This window comes from Anabaena sp. 4-3 (genome assembly GCF_001597745.1).
Lineage (GTDB): Bacteria > Cyanobacteriota > Cyanobacteriia > Cyanobacteriales > Nostocaceae > Trichormus.
Window position 1 is genome coordinate 34,213 of record NZ_LUHJ01000013.1, and the last position, 18,660, is coordinate 52,872.

Here is an 18,660-nt window from a genome sequence, read left to right on the forward strand (position 1 = left end):
CCCCCTCCCGCGTCAAATACTCCACAGTAAAGTTACCCACCTGTGTAGTTGAGAAGCCTTCTTGGGGGATGAGATGAATAGCCGTGACATTCCCGGTGGTAGGATTTTCACTAATCGGTAACGCATCGCCATAACCGATTAAGCTGCCTAAAAGTAAAGTTTTACCGCTACTAAACTCACCCATCACACCAATTTTTACAGGCGAAGTAGCCAGTTCTACAGTTTTCTCCGCAGCTTCCCGGAGACGCAAAATACAATCATCTAAGCTTGTGGGAATCCAATCTTCTTGTTTAGAAGGGGTTTGCGGAACAGAATCTATTTTTCCGAGAATAAGTTCGCCGTACTCTTTAAAACGTCCAATTTTTTCTAGTTCCATAGAGTAGCCTTACAATAACATGATTTTCTGTGAGCTTTATAACACACAAAAAGCCAGTAACTTTTATCTTTACAAGGTGTTAAGGCTATCTTACGGATGATTTGCCGAGAATTTATCTATTTTGGGATAACTTCAGATGATTATTTTTCCCAAGCAGTGCCGCTTACGGTATGCGTCAAGCTAATTTATCCCATCTTTGACATTCCTCAGCGTCAATTTTTGGTATTCCCTTACAAGTCAAGAGTGAATTTTCGCAGCCAGATTCAATATATTTAGATATTTTTGCCTTTTTTTCCTCAGTTTGTGCTGTTAACTTTCAGTAATCATACTAATTGTTTTTGCAACAAAATGAATTAGTATATGTAGCAAACACAAGTCAAAGCATATAAATTCTGCTTCATAGGAATTGTCTATATATATGATAAGTAATGACAAGGTACTATGTGACAATAAAATTTTTTAAAAAACTAGAGAACATTTTTGTAGATAAATCCTAAAATTTCCCATCAAATAAAAACTTATCCATAACATCAGGAATATCAAGCGGTGTTAGAATCAAAAAAAGAATTTATAGGGGCAAAAAATATTTTAGAAGAACTGCAAGGTGAAATTGCAGAACACGATATTAACAAACAGCAGTTATGCCAAAGAAATTCAGAATTGGCAGCGATTTTAACATTAATACCAGACACATATTTCCGGCTGGATGCTGAGGGTAATATTTTAGATTATAAACCAGGGCAATCCGAATATACAGAGAGATTAGCAGAGATAATTCCCGGTAAACCTCTATTAGAATACCTACCACCACATATTAGAGGCAATTTTCACCAGGCGATCGCCCAAGTTATACAAACAAAATTACCAGTCAATTTTACTTATAATTTTGCATTATCCCACAGAATTTGTACCTGTGAAGCTAGATTACTATCCTTACAATCACAAGAAATTATAGTTTTAATTCGGGAAGTTAAACAAGCTATAGAAACAGAATTTTTACACGGTAACATTAACTTCCAAACAATTTTACAAAATGACAATAATATTATTTACATCTTCACCAATGAAGGGAGATTTTCCTATGTTTCACCCAATTGGACTAAAATTTTAGGACATGATTTATCTGAGGTAATTGGTCAATCTTTTGTCCCCTTTATCCATCCTGATGATGTGCCACATTGTGTAGAATATTTGTCAAAAATTGTTAACACAGGTGAAAACCAAGAAGATGTAGAATATAGAGTAAAACATAAAGATGGCAGTTGGCGTTGGCATACAAGTAATGCCACAACTATTAAAGATGCCAATGGCAAAGTTTTGTACTGTCTTGGTATTGGTCATGATATTACCGCCCGCAAACTCACAGAAGAAGCACTAGCAGAGAGAGTCAAGTTAGCAAACTTTCGGGCTGAAGTTGATAGTTTCCTGGCGCAAAGTTCCAGTTTACAGGAAATGATGCAGGGTTGCACCGAAGCCATAGTCAAACATCTCAATGCAGCCTTTGCCCGCATCTGGACATTGAACAAAGAAGAAAATATTCTAGAGTTGCAAGTCAGTTCTGGAATGTACACCCACATTAATGGCCCCCATAGATTTGTACCAGTAGGAAAATTTAAAATTGGTTTAATCGCCGAAGAAGGAAAACCCCACCTCACCAACTCCGTACAAACAGATCCCCGCGTGGGTAACAAAGAATGGGCTAAACAAGAGGGTATGGTAGCATTTGCGGGTTATCCCTTAATTGTGGAAGGAGAAACCCTAGGGGTAATAGCAATGTTTTCTCGCCAAACACTCAGCGATTCTACCTTTGAAAGTTTGGCAATTGTCGCCCATGAAATTGCTATTGGCATTAAGCGCAAACAAACAGAAGAAGCATTACGGCTATCTGAAGCTAAATTTAAAGAAGTGGCGAAAACTGCCCAAGAAAAAGCCCAGCAATTAGAAGCCACTTTATTAGAATTGCAGCAAACCCAAGTGCAATTAATTCACACTGAAAAAATGTCCAGCTTGGGACAATTAGTAGCAGGTATTGCCCACGAAATCAATAACCCGGTTAATTTTATTTACGGTAATATTAACCATGCCCGTGAATATGTTAGCGATTTGTTGGAGTTGGTAGAACTATATCAACAGCATTACTGCCCACCAGTGCCAGAAATTCATGAACACATCTACGAGATAGATTTAGATTTTCTCAGTCAAGATTTGCCCAAACTCCTAGATTCTATAAATTTAGGGGCTGAACGTATCCGGCAGATAGTTCTGTCTTTACGAAATTTCTCGCGCATAGATGAAGATGGCATGAAGTCTGTAGATATTCATGAAGGTATTGATAGCACTTTATTACTACTACAAAACCGTCTGAAACCTAAAACGGGATATAGCGACATTAAAATCATTAAACAGTATGGCAATTTACCAAAAATAGCCTGTCACGCCGGGCAGATCAATCAGGTGTTTATGAATTTGTTAGCTAATGCCATTGATGCTTTAGAAGAAGGCTTAGACAATATTCAACAGTCAACAGTTAACCATCCTCAAGTGTTGACTCAACCGCAAATTCTCATACATACTGAACTTACTGCCGATCAACAAGCCCGGATTCGCATTGTAGATAATGGCCCCGGTATGACGGAAGAAGTACGCACTCACTTATTTGATCCGTTTTTCACCACAAAACCTATAGGAAAAGGTACGGGGATGGGTTTGTCAATTAGCTATCAAATTATTGTCAACAAACACCAAGGTAAATTAGAGTGTATTTCAACCCCAGGAAAGGGTGCAGAGTTTATCATTACAATTCCATCTGGATGATATGAGTTTTCAATGTACAGGTGCAATTGTCACAATAGCCACCTTTAATCTCGATCAATTAGTAAATTTTTATAGTAATTTGTTGACAGAAAACCCAATAAATGTTATTCCTAACGTCTATGCTGAGTTTCAGATGGCTGGTTTGAAATTAGGGATTTTTCGCCCGAAAAACCGAGATAATGCAGAATTTCAAAACGCAGCAGCCAGCAAAATGAGTTTATGTTTAGAGGTGAGTGACTTAGAAGCAGCGATCGCCCATCTGGTAAATTTAGGTTATCCACCACCAGGAGAAATTGCGATCGCCTCCCACGGCAGAGAAATTTACGCCTACGATCCTGATGGCAATCGTTTGATTTTACATCAAAGCCATAGGGGATAATAAAGGGAACAAGGCAGCAGGGTGCAGGGGAGAATAGTAAAATAAGTTGTTCCCCAATCCCCAATCCCCAATTCCCAATCCCCAATTCCCAATCCCCAATCCCCAAACTATGGGCTTAACAGATAACTATAAATTAAACCTGATTCAGTGGTATCCTGGTCATATTGCCAAGGCGGAAAAGAATCTTAAACAACAGCTATCCCTGGTAGATGTAGTATTTGAGGTACGAGACGCGCGGATTCCTTTAGCTACACACCACCCGCAAATCGATGAGTGGGTAGGAAATAAACCGCGAGTTTTGGTATTAAATAGGTTAGATATGATACCAGTCCAGGTGCGATCGCTGTGGACAGATTACTTTGAAAATCGGGATGTAGTTCCCTATTTTACCAATGCACAACATGGTCAAGGCGTGGCAGCAGTTGCCAAAGCCGCCCAAGCCGCAGGAGTAGCAGTCAATCAAAGAAGACGCGATCGCGGGATGTTACCTCGTCGTGTCCGGGCTGTAGTGATTGGTTTTCCCAACGTCGGTAAATCAGCCTTAATCAATCGGTTATTAGGCAAGCGTGTAGTCGAAAGTGCAGCCCGTCCAGGGGTGACGCGTCAATTGCGCTGGGTACGCATTTCTGATCAGTTGGAATTATTAGATGCACCCGGAGTCATTCCCGCTAAATTGGGAAATCAAGAAGCAGCAGTCAAACTAGCAATTTGTGATGATATCGGTCAAGCATCTTATGATAACCAGTTAGTAGCGGCTGCATTCGTAGATATACTTAACTCTTTGTTAGAACAAGCCGGTGAGTTACTACCGAAATCACCCTTGTATTCGCGTTACGAACTCGACCCCATACCCTACACAGGAGAATCGTACTTACACGCATTAGCAGAACATCGCTATCAAGGTGATGTAGAGAGAACAGCTAGACAACTGTTAACAGATTACCGCAAAGGTTTATTAGGCACTCTCCCCTTAGAATTACCTACAGTTAACAGCTGAAGCCGAATTTACCCTTTTTAAGTCACCACTAAATACCACCGTATATTGAAAAGGTGATGAACCAGAACAAGTCATGGAACTTCGATCACGGCGACGGGGAGACCACCAAGACTGTGCATTCACAGTCAAAGCTTTCCCATTCCATGACAAACCAGTAACAACTAAAGAATTAGTTTTACCATCACTAGGTTTTCTAGCAGATAAAAAACTTGCCCTGGTAATATTACCATTGCCGGGATCGATCCGGGTGAGAACCGCGACTTTTGCACCACCGCCGCTACCATAAGAAGTTAGCCAACCTTGAGTAGCAAAACGACGAAAATCATTACCATTCTGGGTGCCGGTGGAACTGAACACACCATACATATTTTTGCCACCATCCCAATATAATCCGTAGCCTGTACCATCATCGAGTGTAGTTTCGTAGTCAGTACGGCACCATCTTCTGCGTCCATTGTCAAAACGGATGAGGATGGGATTTTGGTTTATAGATGATACTTGCTGATAACCGATATAAATAGTAGTCAGTCCATTGACAACCTTGGGGCCATTTTTTAATTTGATGGTTGTCTCATTGTCCTGACAGGAGAATGTCACAGCTTTACCGACAGAAGATTTAATTCTAGTTTGAGCAACTGCTGAAGGACTGACTAAATCAGCTGTTAACACTACTGATAAACATAAAACACCGAGATATTTTGCCAATTGGTGATATTTGATCATGGAACCTGTCCGAAATTCATCTCAACAAAAAATGCAGGAGTCAGGAAAGTCATGTATATAGTCTGCTACGGCAGGCTATTCTGACTCAAGAATATCAGTAATAAAAATTACAATTTGCTAATAAGCTGCAATTAGCTATTTGAAATTACAATTATTATTCTAAAAGCTTTTTTGAGGATTACGAAAAATTGTCTTACGTAAAAATACTTAATTTTGTTTAAAAATTCTATGAATATTTTTCTGTAAGTATTTTCACGAGTTAGTATTATTTAATACGGAGAAGAAGAAACTGGGGTGATCCTCACTGCATCTCACGGAATACAGGGTTAAAGTGATGTTTACTACAAATAGTTGTCGTTCGCTATGAACAGTGCCATAAAGAAATGGTAAAAGGGATAACCCTGACTGAAATCTGTTTGCGCCCCCAACCCCCAGGATAAACACATCACACTCATGACTGAACTGACTTTACGCTTACACCAGGGAGATACGGAAACAAATGTGACTGTGAATCAAGATGTATTCACAATTGGTAGGTTGCCAGAATGTAACTTATACTTACCTTTCGGGGGAGTTTCCCGCAAACACGCCCAAATCGTCAAACAGGCTGATGGTACATGGGTAATTGAGGATTTGGGTAGTAAAAACGGGACACAGGTTAATCAAAGTTTTATTAGCAACGCTCAAAAGCTCAAACACGGTGATGTCATTTGGTTAGGGAATGTGAATTTAATTGTGCTGTTTGAAATTCCTGCCACACCGACATCACCAACGAAGCTAGTAACCGTTGCGGAGACTGCGGAACAAAGAACAATTTTTCGGAACGCCAAAGAACTACAACAGCAATGGATAGAAGCTGATAGTCAAGATAGTGATATTGGCAATAAGAATAAAACTATAGCCCGGCTCAAAGATTTAGTAGATATAGCCAAAAATCTTTGTGCAGCAGCATCTATAGAAGAGATTTTTTCACAAGTTGAACAAGTTGTATTTCGTTATCTTAGCAGTATTGACCGCCTGGCTTTATTAATTGATGTGAATGGTTGTGGTGATTTAGAGTTAATCAATGCTGCTACGAGAAACAAAACTGAACAGCATTATTTATTAGCTGATGCTAGTTGGATTAGTCGGAGTATTTGTCAAAAAGTATTTGCAGAAAAAGTAGTGATTCAAACTGCTGATACTCAAAAAGATGAAAGATTTTCAGGAGAATATAGCATTTTACTTAAAGGTATTCGTAGTGCTATGGCTGTACCTTTATGGGATGAAAATAAAGTAGTAGGTGTGCTTTATGCGGATGCTCATCTTTCTTCTTACCATTGGGAAAATGAAGGAGAGGAAGAACTCAGCTTTTTTTCAGCGTTAGCTAATCTTGTGGCTTCCAGTGTACAACGTTGGTTACTAGCAGAAAAACTCAAAACCGAAGAAGTAATTCGCCATCGCTTAGAAAGATATCATTCTCCGGCGGTAGTACAGCAGTTGATTTCTGTCGGTGGTTTACCTGATGGACGTTTACCGCCGGCGGAGAGTGAAATTAGTATTTTGTTTGCAGATTTAGTAGGTTTTACGGCTATTTCTGAAAGGTTAACACCAACTGCGATCGCTCAATTATTAAATAACTTATTTGAAGAAATGCTACAAGAAGTGTTTGCTTGTGGCGGTACGTTAGATAAATATATCGGTGATTGTATCATGGCATTTTTTGGCGCACCCGAACCGCAAGCCGACCATGCCGAGCGCGCCACAGCCGCCGCTAAAGGTATGCTAACTCGTTTAAAACATCTCAATGCCAACGGTTTTTGGCAAGAACCCCTACAATTACGCATTGCGATTAATACTGGTAAGGCGGTTGTGGGAGATGTGGGTAGTTCCCAAAGAGTAGAATACACAGCATTAGGTGCTACTATTAACCTAGCCGCACGTATGGAAGGAATTTGTCCTCCTGGTGAATGTGTAATTAGTGAAGTCACTTATCAATTACTTTCACAACCTTCTGACTTCCAAGCTATGGGAGATTATCGCTTTAAAGGTATTGATAGATTAGTCAAAGTTTATCAAACAAACTTACAACAAGCGACAACAATTATTAGTCATTTGTAAAGACGCGATTCATCGCGTCTCTACAATAGCCATTAAATAATATCCTAACTAATTGTCTGGGCTTTCTTCAAATAGAAAGATGCCATTGTCACACTTATCAGTTTAAAAGATAATTGGACATACCCAGATAATCACGATGAAAAAAGATTCATTGCTGGAGTCGTTAGTCAATCTTCTGCTACCTCTAGCATTAATTTTGGGGTTAGTTTTACTGTTAGGGATTAACGTTGGAGACGTTGAGACAACAACAGACTCTACAAGTCCTTTGGAATTATGGCTCAAGCTGATAGTTGACTACTTAGCAGCAGCAGCAGAAATCGCCGCCGCCGTAGTTATCGGATTGGCTGTATTTCGCAGTATTGCTATTTATTTTCGCCAATTATTTTATCGTTATAAACAACATATTGATGCTACTGAAGTAGTGCGTCTGCAATTAGGCAGGGCATTAGCGTTAGGTTTAGAATTTACTGTTGCTAGTGATATTTTGCAGACAGCAGTTGCACCCACACGCCAAGATATTCTCAATCTGGGGGCTATTGTACTGTTAAGAACTCTGCTGAACTACTTCTTAGAAAGGGAGATTAGGCAGGTGGAACAAGCTAATTTTACCAGTAGAGAAAACTATCGTCAGTCATCTTTAGATAAATCTGAATTGCATCAAAATGAAAATAAATAGTTATTTATTGTTTATCTGTATGGAAAAGATGATTTTTTCACCACAGAGGCATGGGGACAACCGGGACTATTTCGTGATTATTACTGAAGCATTTAGTGTAATTTTATGCAAAATTGATTGCAATATTTTAAGATTGAGCAACTGAGTCCAAATTCAAAGACTACAATTTGTGTGGTAGCCCCCTTAAAAAATATGTGTAACACTAAGAAGCTACCTCAAGCTATTTTAAACCGGGAGGTCAGGGAATGGCGATCGCCACTATCAATCCCGCTACTGGGGAGACGCTCAAAACCTTTGAGCCACTCAACGATGTAGAAATTGCCGCTAAATTAGATACGGCACAACAGGCTTTTGAAAAGTACCGTCATACAAGTTTTGCAGAGCGATCGCAGTGTTTAATGGCGGCTGCGTCCATTTTAGAGCAAGAAAAGGCTGATTTTGCCAAAATCATGACTCTAGAAATGGGCAAGCCTTACAAAGCTGCGATCGCAGAAGTGGAAAAATGCGCTGTGGTTTGTCGCTACTACGCCGAACACGCCGCCGATTTCTTAGCTGATGTGACAGTGAAAACTGATGCTAGCCATAGTTTTGTACGCTATCAACCTCTAGGCGTAATTCTCGCCGTCATGCCGTGGAATTTCCCCTTCTGGCAGGTGTTTAGGTTCGCAGCACCCGCATTAATGGCGGGTAACGTCGGCTTACTCAAACACGCTTCTAATGTGCCACAGTGCGCTTTGGCAATAGAAGAAATAATTCGCCAGGCGGGTTTTCCTGAAGGTGCATTTCAAACCCTGTTAATTGGTGCGGCGAAAGTTGCTGATTTAATCGCCGATGACAGAGTAAAAGCCGCTACCTTAACCGGAAGCGAACCAGCCGGTGCATCCCTAGCGGCGGCGGCGGGAAAACAAATTAAAAAAACTGTGTTGGAATTGGGCGGAAGTGACCCATTTATTGTTTTAGAAACTGCGGATTTAGCAGCAGCCGTGGCGACAGCAACCACAGCACGGATGTTAAATAATGGTCAATCTTGTATAGCAGCGAAACGCTTTATAGTAGCAGAAGCGATCGCAGATCAATTTGAGAAGTTGCTATTAGAAAAATTCACAGCCTTGAAGATTGGTGATCCCATGCTTCCCGACACCGATTTAGGCCCATTAGCAACACCTGATATTCTGCAAGATTTAGACCAACAAGTAAAAACTGCGGTTAAAAGTGGGGGAAAAATCCTCACAGGTGGACAACCTTTATCAGACATTTCTGGAAACTTTTACCCGCCAACAATTATCATAGATATTCCGATAGACGCGCCCATTGCCCAAGAAGAATTTTTTGGCCCAGTGGCGTTGTTATTCCGTGTGCCAAATATAGATGCTGCGATTAAACTAGCAAATGCTACACCCTTTGGTTTAGGTGCAAGTGCTTGGACAAATAACGACCAAGAACGCGATCGCTTAATTACAGAAATTGATGCCGGTGCAGTATTTATTAACGGCTTAGTGAAATCTGACCCCCGACTACCGTTTGGTGGTATCAAACGTTCTGGATATGGCAGAGAACTCAGTATTCAAGGGATACATGAGTTTGTCAATGTGAAAACTGTTTGGGTGAAATAGGAATTGGGAATAGGGCATAGGGCATAGGGCATGAGATAAAGTATTAGTTTTTCCCAGTCCCTTCCAGTCCCTTCCAGTTCCCCAGATATTTAGTGAGGAATTTAAAATGAATACCGCAGAATTGTTAGTTAAGTGTTTAGAAAATGAAGGGGTAGAATATGTTTTTGGACTTCCAGGTGAGGAGAATTTACACGTTTTAGAAGCCATCAAACATTCATCAATTCAATTTATTACAACTCGTCATGAACAGGGTGCAGCTTTCATGGCGGATGTTTACGGACGTTTAACCGGAAAAGCCGGGGTGTGTCTTTCTACCCTTGGCCCTGGGGCGACAAACTTAATGACTGGTGTAGCAGATGCTAACTTGGACGGTGCGCCATTAGTGGCAATTACGGGACAGGTGGGAACAGATAGAATGCACATTGAATCACACCAATATTTAGATTTAGTGGCAATGTTTGCCCCTGTTACTAAGTGGAATAAACAGATAGTTAGACCGAGTATTACACCAGAAGTAGTGCGGAAAGCCTTCAAGCGATCGCAAACAGAAAAACCCGGTGCAGTTCATATAGATTTACCAGAAAATATTGCCGCCATGCCCGTAGAGGGCAAACCATTGCATAAAGATAATATCGAAAAAACCTACGCTTCTTTTGCCAGCATTCGGGCAGCCGCCGCCGCTATTTCTCAAGCAGTTAACCCCATAATATTAGTCGGGAATGGAGCAATTCGCGCCCAAGCTAGTGATGCAGTCACGCAATTTGCCACCCAGATGAATATCCCTGTCGTTAATACCTTCATGGGTAAAGGTGTAATTCCCTATACTCATCCTTTAGCATTATGGTCAGTAGGATTACAACAGCGAGATTTTATCACCTGCGGGTTTGATAATACAGATTTAGTAATTGCCATTGGCTATGATTTAATTGAATTTTCCCCCAAAAAATGGAATCCTGAAGGTAAAATTCCCATTGTGCATATTGCCGCCAATTCTGCGGAAATCGATAGTAGTTATATTCCCAATGTAGAAGTAATCGGAGATATTTCCGATTCGCTCATGGAAATATTAAGAGTAGCAGACCGACAAGGAAAACCCAACCCCTACGCTATTAGTTTACGGGCAAATATTCGGGCTGATTATGAACAATATGCCAATGATGAAGGTTATCCCATTAAACCGCAAAAGTTAATTTATGACTTGCGGCAAGTCATGGGGCCAGATGATATTGTAATTTCTGATGTAGGCGCACATAAAATGTGGATTGCCCGCCATTATCATTGTCATAGTCCCAATACTTGCATTATTTCTAATGGCTTCGCCGCAATGGGTATAGCTATTCCTGGTGCTTTAGCCGCCAAACTTGTCTATCCTAACCGCAAAGTTGTAGCAGCTACCGGTGACGGTGGTTTTATGATGAATTGCCAAGAATTAGAAACAGCTTTGCGAGTGGGTACACCATTTGTCACCTTAATTTTTAATGATGGTGGCTACGGTTTAATTGAGTGGAAACAAGAAAATCATTTTGGTAAAGGACATTCATCTTTTGTGCATTTTGGCAATCCTGATTTTGTCAAACTAGCCGAAAGTATGGGCTTAAAAGGTTATCGAGTTGAATCAACTTTAGATTTAATTCCTGTACTCAAAGAAGCCTTAGCTCAAGATGTCCCTGCTGTAATTGATTGTCCTGTAGACTACAGGGAAAACCGTAGGTTTACTCAAAAAGCCGGAGAGTTAAATTGTAGCGTGTAAACAATTCAACTCTTTTTTAGGGTGCGTCAGAAGAGATAATTTGGTCAAGATGAACAGATTTTCGACATCTGACGCACCCTACTAATGTGCCAGTTGTGTAAGCCCTAAAGAAATTACATTTCTCAGTAACTAAATGCCAATTTAGAATAAATGAATGTTGCTGTACGTCGCTTCAACTCTAAAATATAGTCAGTTGCAATTATCGCTTCATTAAATTCACGCTGATGAACACAAAGAGCAAACCAGACTGGGCTGGTGAAAGTTTACTCTCCAACTTCGTTAATTTGTTAATTCAAACCAAACCCATTTATGGGGTGATGAAACAGCAAGCCAGACAAGTCCTGATTAAAACGGCTGAAAAAAATGGCATTCCCTGGCGGAAAAATTATCAGGCGTTGCAAACATCGGGAGCAAAAAAACTGTTATCAGCAGTGACTAACCCCCGTGTTGTCTATCCCGACTACTACAAAGTCCCCTTTCATGCTTACTCTGAGGGGAATTTGTGCTGGGAAGCTGCTTTTGAAACCGAGTCAGCGACTTATGCGATGGCGTTACGGGTATGGCCGCAAGAAAACCTAACTTGGGAAGATGCCCATGCTAGACTCAGAGGTACTTTTCATGATGCCTTAGAGACTTACGGGCCGAAACAAGTCAGGGATATTTTAGATATTGGTTGTTCTGTCGGTGTCTCCACTTTAGCACTACACCGTTATTACCAACGCCGGGAAAGATACCCAGTTCGCACCGTCGGCTTAGACTTGTCACCCTATATGCTGGCTGTAGCTAGAACTAGAGATGTTAATAGTGAAATAGCCGAGTGGATTCATGGCAGAGCCGAAAATACAGGCTTACCAGACAACTCCTTTGATTTAGTAACACTCCAGTTTATCACCCATGAACTCCCCAGTTACGCCAGCGAGGAAATTTTCGCCGAGGCTAAAAGATTACTCAGACCGGGTGGTTATATAGCCATAGTAGATAATAACCCGCGATCGCCTGTCATCCAAAACCTACCCCCCGTCCTCTTCACCCTCATGAAAAGCACCGAGCCGTGGAGTGACCAATACTACAGCTTTGACATCGAAGCAGCACTACAAAAAGTCGGTTTCCTAGAACCCGTCACCGTCCCCACCGACCCCCGACACCGGGCAATTATCGCCAAAAAACCAGACTAAACAAAAACTCCGCGCTCCTCTGCGTTTACCTCTGCGCTCCTTTGCGTTTCAAAACACCAACATCCTCAAGCATCTCCAAATGCTGACCCACCGAAGCAAGACTATTAGCCACAATCATTCCACTAGCAGCGACCGCAGGTAAACCGATCCCCGGAAAAGTCGAATCACCACAGCACATCAACCCAGCTAAAGGTGTGCTGTGTCCCGGAAATAAACCCTCGGCGGCGGAAATCGCAGGCCCGTAAGAACCACGATGACGACGTAAAAATCTAGCGTGTGTCAGGGGTGTACCTACCAAAGTAATGTCACAACGGCAGCGAATATCGGGAATAATTCTTTCTAAAGCTTGCCACATCACTTCAGAGCGCGATCGCTTTTGTTGTGCATATTCCTGACTGCTCCTGTCTATCCCCTCCCAAAGCTTGTAAGGTTCATTACCAGGAGTATAAACGTGAATTACGTGTTTTCCCTGTGGTGCTAGGGATGGGTCAAGAATGGAAGGTATAGATACCAACACCACATTTTGCGGCGCAGTCATCCCCAATTCCCAATCATTAACTACAATATAATGACAAGCCAAATCTGCTGGTAAACCTTGAGCATCAATACCAAGATGCAGGTGCATGAAACTATCACACTCAGGTATAGCTTGGCGTTGACTGCGAAACTTTGCTGGTACTGCTCCTTCTGGTAATAACTTCAGCGTATCCCACACCGAAGCATTAGAAACAACTGCTCGCCGCGCCCGAATTTCTACACCATTTCGCAGCTTCACACCTACCGCCCGTTTACCTTCTACCAAAATTTGCTCAACATGAGAGCCTAAGATTAATTTCCCGCCATGTTTTTCTAGTCCTTGCACCAACGCATTAACTAAAGCACCACTACCACCGACAGGATAATCTAACATTACTCCGGGTTTGTACCAGTCGGCAAACATAAAAGCGACTTCGGCGGCGTTAGTTCCTGATGCTGGTAGTCCAGAGAGGAGAAAACACAACAAGTTTAGCCAATTTTTAATAAACGGGTCACGAACTACACCGTTCATTATCCGGTCAAAAGACCCCGTTAACTTGAGAACATTAACAGAATGTTTAGCTAAAGATGGGGCAAATTTACCCACAGTCAAAGCTGCACCTATATCTAAGCGTAAGGCAGATGGAGGCAGAGCGATCGCAGCTTGGGCGAGTGGGGACATCACCTTTTGTAACTCTCGCCATTCTTTGACAGCATCCTGTCCCCGCAGTCTCGCTAAAACCTCACAAAATTGGTCGCCTCCGACTGCGGTATCAAAATCACCTTCTGGTAAACGACAGCCCCAGGTATCATAGTTAACACAAGGTAAATCAACGCCAACTGCATCAAGAACTTGGCGCAAGGGGTTAACAGAAGGACTATAAGACAACCCAGAGTAGAGAGAAGGGCCACAGTCAAATTTAAACCCCTGACGTTCAAAACTGTGCGCCGCACCACCAGGGATAGAATGACTCTCGCAGACAGTCACCTCAAACCCATAGCGAGCCAAAATAGCCGCACAACTCAAACCACCAATACCGCTACCAATTACAACTACGTCAGTCATTAGTTATTAGTCATTAGTCATTAGTCATTAGTCATTAGTTTTTCTGCCCCCACTCCCTCATCTCCCTCATCTCCCTCATCTCCCCCCACTCCCTCATCTCCTAAATTTTTTGTCTATCCTAATAATAGGGGAATTCTTTATGTAAATTGCCAGCAGGTGCAAAATGCTGCAAGTAGAACAAATATTGCATGACCGTTATCAAGTCTTACGACAATTGGGTAACAATGGTATTCGTCAAACTTGGTTAGCTAAAGATTTACAAGCTCATGATACAGAAAATTCACAGGTTGTAGTTAAGCTTTTGGCTTTTGGTGGTGCGGTGCAGTGGGACGACTTGAAACTATTTGAACGGGAAGCGCAAATTCTCAAACAGCTAAATCATCCCCGCATTCCCCAATATATTGATTATTTTTGTGTTGATGACCGCACACTTTGGTTTGGTTTAGTTCAAGAATATATTCCCGGCGAATCACTCAAAGAAAAACTCACTGCTGGCAAAAGATTTACGGAAAAACAAGCCAAGAAAATTGCAACTGAGGTACTAAAAATTCTCATGTATTTGCATGAGTTAAATCCTGGGGTTTTGCATCGTGATATTAAGCCCAGTAATTTAATTTTGGGTGAGGATAAACATATTTATTTAGTAGATTTTGGCGCGGTTCAAGATAAGGCTGCTAAAGAGGGTGTGACTTTTACTGTTGTGGGAACTTATGGTTATGCACCGATGGAACAATATGGCGGTCGGGCTGTTCCAGCATCGGATTTATACGCACTTGGGGCTACTTTAATTTATCTGTTAACTGGTGTTTCTCCGGCGGAATTACCTCAGAAAGATTTACGGATACAATTTAGTAATTTAGTTAATCTGAGTCCGGGTTTTGTCAAATGGTTGCAAAAGCTGACAGAACCAGCACCAGAACAACGTTTTACTACTGCGAGTCAAGCTCTAGATGCGCTGAGAAATGGTTTAGCGGTGAAATCTGCAACCTTGACCCCACTACCACCGAGAAAACCGTTTATTAATAATTCTGGGTGTGGAATTAATAACACCACAGAGCAAGTACCGGAGGAAATTCAAGGATGGAATTGGGGGGCTTTTTTATTACCTTGGTTTTGGTTGTGGAGTAATCAAGTTTGGGTAGGATTATTTTGTTTTGTACCCCAAATTGGTTGGATAATGACGATCGGACTCGGTGCAAAAGGTAATGAATGGGCTTGGAAAAGTAGACGCTGGCGCAGTATTGAACAATTCAAAGACCATCAACGAGGTTGGGCGATCGCAGGTCTTTTAATCGGCGCACCCATCAGTATTGTACTATGGGCGGGTGCGATCGCTTTACTCAAATCAGTGTTCTGAGTAGTTAGTAGCAACTAGCACACACAGCTATAATCTTGTTCGCCTGTATTTTTTGGCAGTTACCATTAGATACAATCCTCTAAGCGGTAATCTCTAGAGAGCAAGGAAAAATAGGGAAAGTCCTCCCCTGAAATTCCCTTGCTGCTTCAACTACCCATTAACTGGAGATTCCAACACCCCTATAGGACAAGCTACATTTGTGCCGCCTAAACCACAATAACCATTAGGATTTTTCGCTAGGTACTGCTGATGATAGGCTTCTGCGTAGTAAAATTCAGGAGCATCCAGAATTTCTGTAGTAATTTTCCCATATCCAGCCTTACTCAGAGCTTCTTGATAAGCATCCCGTGAAACTTCAGCTAGCTGTCTTTGCGTTGGGGAATAAACATAAATTCCTGAACGGTATTGAGTACCGACATCATTACCTTGACGCATACCTTGAGTGGGGTTGTGACTTTCCCAAAACACTTTGAGTAATTCCGCGTAACTAATCACCTGGGGATCAAACACCACAAATACTACTTCATTGTGTCCAGTCAAACCAGAACAAACTTCTTCATAGGTAGGGTTAGGAGTGAAACCAGCAGCGTAACCCACCGCAGTTGTATAAACCCCTTGCTTTTGCCAGAACTTCCGTTCTGCACCCCAAAAACAACCCAAACCAAACAAAGCCATTTCCATACCTTCAGGAAAAGGCGGCTTGAGAGGGTTGTTATTCACATAATGAGTAGCTGGTACAGGCATCATTTGAGTTCTTCCCGGTAAAGCTTGCTCACGAGAGGGCATCACCAACTTTTTACCAAATCCAAATAATCCCATTGATTTCCCCACTAAATTCTTATACACATTTTTACTTTACTTAATATTGTAATTCTTAAAATCAGACACACAACCCAATTCCAACTTTGCGCCCCTGGAGCGTTTCCTACCCCGCACTCTGTACACAAGCATGAACCAACGGTAACAAAGGCCCCAATTGCTCTTGCCCATTCACCGCTAACTCACTGTGACATAAATAAACTCTCCCAGACACACGGGATAACAAATCTTGCAAAATCCTTTGTAAACGTTCAGCGTCTAACTGCTGTTCATCTTCTGCTGTCCAAGGTTGCCCTAATCTATCTTGCAAGAAAAACGGCGCACCAAACAAAGTAGCTGCCCCACCTTTAGCCCAGAGGGGTGAACCTGCATCTAGCCAAAAATGCCAACGGTGAAATCTTCGACTCACACGGTATTGAAAGATAGTTGCTAAGGTGACTGCTTTTTTAGTTTTGCCGATAGAACGTATAGGATAAGGATTAGCGGTAATAGTCCCCTGGCGCAGTAGTTGAATAAACTCGGCGATGGTATTGGTATATGTCGTCTGGAGATGATCAATTTGTCGCAGTCTGGTGTCAATTTCCCAATAGTGTTGAGCAGTTTCTAGTAATTCGCGCAGTGCTGCTAGTTGTTCGTAGGGAAGGTTACTACCATTCCATAAAAAGCGTTGAATGGCTCTATCTAACAGGGCAATGGGGCTAGGAATGAAATGCTGTTCTTTTTGCGATCGCTGTTGTTCTAACCACTCTAAAATCTCAGTATAAGCTGTAGTAGCAGCGTAACCAATCCGATCCCAACGTTCAAAGGTTTTCACAGGTAACAAATTCGGGTGTTCTGGATGGGGGACAAAGCAGTAATCTGCTATTAATCCCGCCCTTACCGGATCGATATTTGTCGAGAGTGCGGCAGGAATTTCTGATGCTTCTGGTTTTTTACTCAAAACCACCAACATCTCGGCGACAGCATCCCGGTCTACCAAACGTCCCAAACCGGGGTAGACTAAAGCCAGCATGGTGAGTAACGCTCGAATCACAGGGGAACTAACCAGGGGACGTTGCTCATTGAGAGACTCGACGGCGATATTTTGCTTGGTGAGGATTTCTACTAGAGCATAACGAGCGATCGCATCTAAACCAGGGGCAATAATTACTACCTCTTCTGCCGCCACTTGTCCCGACTTGATAGCAGAAGCAATCACTTGGGCTGTTTTCCGCAATAACTCAGAACGGGATGTAGTTTGAATTGAATGCACCACCCTGGGTAAATCTGACAATACCATTTGTGTAGTCACTGATTCCACCATTGGTGTAGCTAGTCTATCGGCTAACGAGTCTACAACCGAATTGCTCAAAAGTTCTATTTGACAAAGCCTTCCTAACCCTGCCATATAATCAGGATCAGCCCCTAATCCCAATCGCACCCCACCATCAGGATTATAGCTAAACGCACCTACAACCCCTTGATTTAATAGCAACTCGAACAAATCACGCGCCACACCTGGATATTCATCTACATCATCCGCCAAGACAGCTTGATAACGGCTAATTAGTTGCTGTTGATAATCCTGATGAGGTAGTAAATGCTGAGTGTAGAGTTCGGTAATAATTCCATAGGTAAGAAATCCCCTCTCTAAGCACCAATTACGCCAATTTAGCAGCAAAGATGCCAAAAATTCCGGTTCTAGATCAAGGGACTGTTCATTTAAAGCTGTTTGCAAAATCTCAGCGATATCCTCACAAGCTTTACCACTATAAGCAGCTAACTGCATCAAGTCCAGAATGCGCCTGACTAAGCGGTACTCATTCACTCCCACACGGCGTAAAGTTGCTTCATCTAACTGCGCCCTCCAAAGTTTAGTGGCTAGTTCTTGCTCAGTTTCAGGGCGCAAACGCACAGGAAACTGTGCCTTAAGATTCAACAATTCAATCAGTAAAGGCCAAAATAAGATAACATCATCTTGAAAAAAACCTAATGGAGTTTTCGCCCGCACAGGATATTTTCCTAGGGTTTTGGTAACAATTTTGTCGCCTAATTCCCGACGATTATCACCATTAGCAGCCAATACCAAAACCCCCGGTTTGGCTTGCTGAATCAATACAGATGGTGGGGTGTCACTGCTTGCATTCAGTAGAGCTTTTTTAGTATAAAATAACTCGTAAATCTGTTTTTCGTTTTGTACCCAAGCACAAAATTTTTCGATCAAGCGAGTAGTCTTACCACTGCGACTACTACCAACAATCCAAACAGAATTAGAAACCACTCACCCTCTCCTAAGCAGATTTATATTTATACTTTGCGT

At 41.9% G+C, this 18,660-nt stretch carries 14 protein-coding genes; 9 read left to right on the plus strand and 5 right to left on the minus strand.

Annotated elements, in window-relative coordinates:
• Positions 1–376 (minus strand): dynamin family protein (locus A3775_RS24870; protein WP_231866925.1); only part of this gene is annotated, 376 nt, incomplete at its 3' end.
• A gap of 546 nt (positions 377–922) precedes the next feature.
• Here A3775_RS24870 and A3775_RS02255 point away from each other — a divergent pair.
• The 3 genes from A3775_RS02255 to ylqF all read left to right on the plus strand — a co-directional run bounded on the left by A3775_RS02255 (position 923) and on the right by ylqF (position 4,566).
• A complete protein-coding gene (locus tag A3775_RS02255; RefSeq protein WP_066377529.1) occupies positions 923–3,190 on the plus strand; it encodes a PAS domain-containing protein in 2,268 nt (755 codons plus the stop codon).
• Position 3,191: 1 nt separating this feature from the next.
• Entirely contained in the window at positions 3,192–3,569 is a 378-nt protein-coding gene (locus tag A3775_RS02260) for a VOC family protein (RefSeq protein WP_066377530.1), read from the plus strand.
• 109 nt (positions 3,570–3,678) lie between these two features.
• A complete protein-coding gene (ylqF, locus tag A3775_RS02265) occupies positions 3,679–4,566 on the plus strand; it encodes a ribosome biogenesis GTPase YlqF (protein ID WP_066423842.1) in 888 nt (295 codons plus the stop codon).
• Here the strand turns inward: ylqF and A3775_RS02270 are convergent.
• Entirely contained in the window at positions 4,546–5,289 is a 744-nt protein-coding gene (locus tag A3775_RS02270; protein ID WP_066423691.1) for a hypothetical protein, read from the minus strand. The genes ylqF and A3775_RS02270 overlap by 21 nt on opposite strands.
• 453 nt (positions 5,290–5,742) lie before the next feature.
• Between A3775_RS02270 and A3775_RS02275 the strand changes: the two genes are divergently transcribed.
• The 5 genes from A3775_RS02275 to A3775_RS02295 all read left to right on the plus strand — a co-directional run bounded on the left by A3775_RS02275 (position 5,743) and on the right by A3775_RS02295 (position 12,603).
• Positions 5,743–7,389, plus strand: coding sequence for an adenylate/guanylate cyclase domain-containing protein (locus tag A3775_RS02275; RefSeq protein ID WP_066377533.1), 1,647 nt, complete (start codon positions 5,743–5,745; stop codon positions 7,387–7,389).
• Between the two features lie 136 nt (positions 7,390–7,525).
• Complete coding sequence (locus A3775_RS02280; protein WP_066423693.1) at positions 7,526–8,065, plus strand: DUF1622 domain-containing protein; 540 nt, start codon at positions 7,526–7,528, stop codon at positions 8,063–8,065.
• 245 nt (positions 8,066–8,310) lie between these two features.
• The gene (locus A3775_RS02285; protein WP_066423695.1) at positions 8,311–9,678 is read left to right on the plus strand and encodes an NAD-dependent succinate-semialdehyde dehydrogenase; all 1,368 of its coding nucleotides are present in this window, start codon (positions 8,311–8,313) and stop codon (positions 9,676–9,678) included.
• A 106-nt stretch (positions 9,679–9,784) separates the two neighbouring features.
• The gene (locus tag A3775_RS02290) at positions 9,785–11,428 is read left to right on the plus strand and encodes an acetolactate synthase large subunit (RefSeq protein ID WP_066423698.1); all 1,644 of its coding nucleotides are present in this window, start codon (positions 9,785–9,787) and stop codon (positions 11,426–11,428) included.
• Positions 11,429–11,652: 224 nt separating this feature from the next.
• The gene (locus A3775_RS02295; protein WP_066423700.1) at positions 11,653–12,603 is read left to right on the plus strand and encodes a class I SAM-dependent methyltransferase; all 951 of its coding nucleotides are present in this window, start codon (positions 11,653–11,655) and stop codon (positions 12,601–12,603) included.
• A gap of 25 nt (positions 12,604–12,628) precedes the next feature.
• Here the strand turns inward: A3775_RS02295 and A3775_RS02300 are convergent, their stop codons facing one another.
• Positions 12,629–14,185, minus strand: a complete 1,557-nt coding sequence (locus A3775_RS02300; RefSeq protein WP_066423701.1) for an NAD(P)/FAD-dependent oxidoreductase — start codon at positions 14,183–14,185, stop codon at positions 12,629–12,631.
• Between the two features lie 163 nt (positions 14,186–14,348).
• Here A3775_RS02300 and A3775_RS02305 point away from each other — a divergent pair, with 163 nt between their 5' ends.
• On the plus strand, positions 14,349–15,542 hold the full coding sequence (locus tag A3775_RS02305) for a serine/threonine-protein kinase (RefSeq protein ID WP_066377541.1): 1,194 nt from the start codon (positions 14,349–14,351) through the stop codon (positions 15,540–15,542).
• Positions 15,543–15,692: 150 nt separating this feature from the next.
• Here A3775_RS02305 and msrA read toward each other — a convergent pair whose 3' ends face one another.
• Together msrA and A3775_RS02315 are read right to left on the minus strand one after the other, a co-directional pair.
• A complete protein-coding gene (gene msrA / locus A3775_RS02310; protein ID WP_066377542.1) occupies positions 15,693–16,361 on the minus strand; it encodes a peptide-methionine (S)-S-oxide reductase MsrA in 669 nt (222 codons plus the stop codon).
• Between the two features lie 106 nt (positions 16,362–16,467).
• The gene (locus tag A3775_RS02315; protein WP_066423703.1) at positions 16,468–18,621 is read right to left on the minus strand and encodes a hypothetical protein; all 2,154 of its coding nucleotides are present in this window, start codon (positions 18,619–18,621) and stop codon (positions 16,468–16,470) included.
• Between the last annotated feature and the right edge of the window lie 39 nt (positions 18,622–18,660).

Coding starts and splice junctions, on each gene's coding strand:
- A3775_RS02260 (WP_066377530.1), top strand. CDS start 3,192: ATGAGTTTTCAATGTACAGGTGCAATTGTCACAATAGCCACCTTTAAT.
- ylqF (WP_066423842.1), top strand. CDS start 3,679: ATGGGCTTAACAGATAACTATAAATTAAACCTGATTCAGTGGTATCCT.
- A3775_RS02270 (WP_066423691.1), bottom strand. CDS start 5,289: ATGATCAAATATCACCAATTGGCAAAATATCTCGGTGTTTTATGTTTA.
- A3775_RS02275 (WP_066377533.1), top strand. CDS start 5,743: ATGACTGAACTGACTTTACGCTTACACCAGGGAGATACGGAAACAAAT.
- A3775_RS02280 (WP_066423693.1), top strand. CDS start 7,526: ATGAAAAAAGATTCATTGCTGGAGTCGTTAGTCAATCTTCTGCTACCT.
- A3775_RS02285 (WP_066423695.1), top strand. CDS start 8,311: ATGGCGATCGCCACTATCAATCCCGCTACTGGGGAGACGCTCAAAACC.
- A3775_RS02290 (WP_066423698.1), top strand. CDS start 9,785: ATGAATACCGCAGAATTGTTAGTTAAGTGTTTAGAAAATGAAGGGGTA.
- A3775_RS02295 (WP_066423700.1), top strand. CDS start 11,653: ATGAACACAAAGAGCAAACCAGACTGGGCTGGTGAAAGTTTACTCTCC.
- A3775_RS02300 (WP_066423701.1), bottom strand. CDS start 14,185: ATGACTGACGTAGTTGTAATTGGTAGCGGTATTGGTGGTTTGAGTTGT.
- A3775_RS02305 (WP_066377541.1), top strand. CDS start 14,349: ATGCTGCAAGTAGAACAAATATTGCATGACCGTTATCAAGTCTTACGA.
- msrA (WP_066377542.1), bottom strand. CDS start 16,361: ATGGGATTATTTGGATTTGGTAAAAAGTTGGTGATGCCCTCTCGTGAG.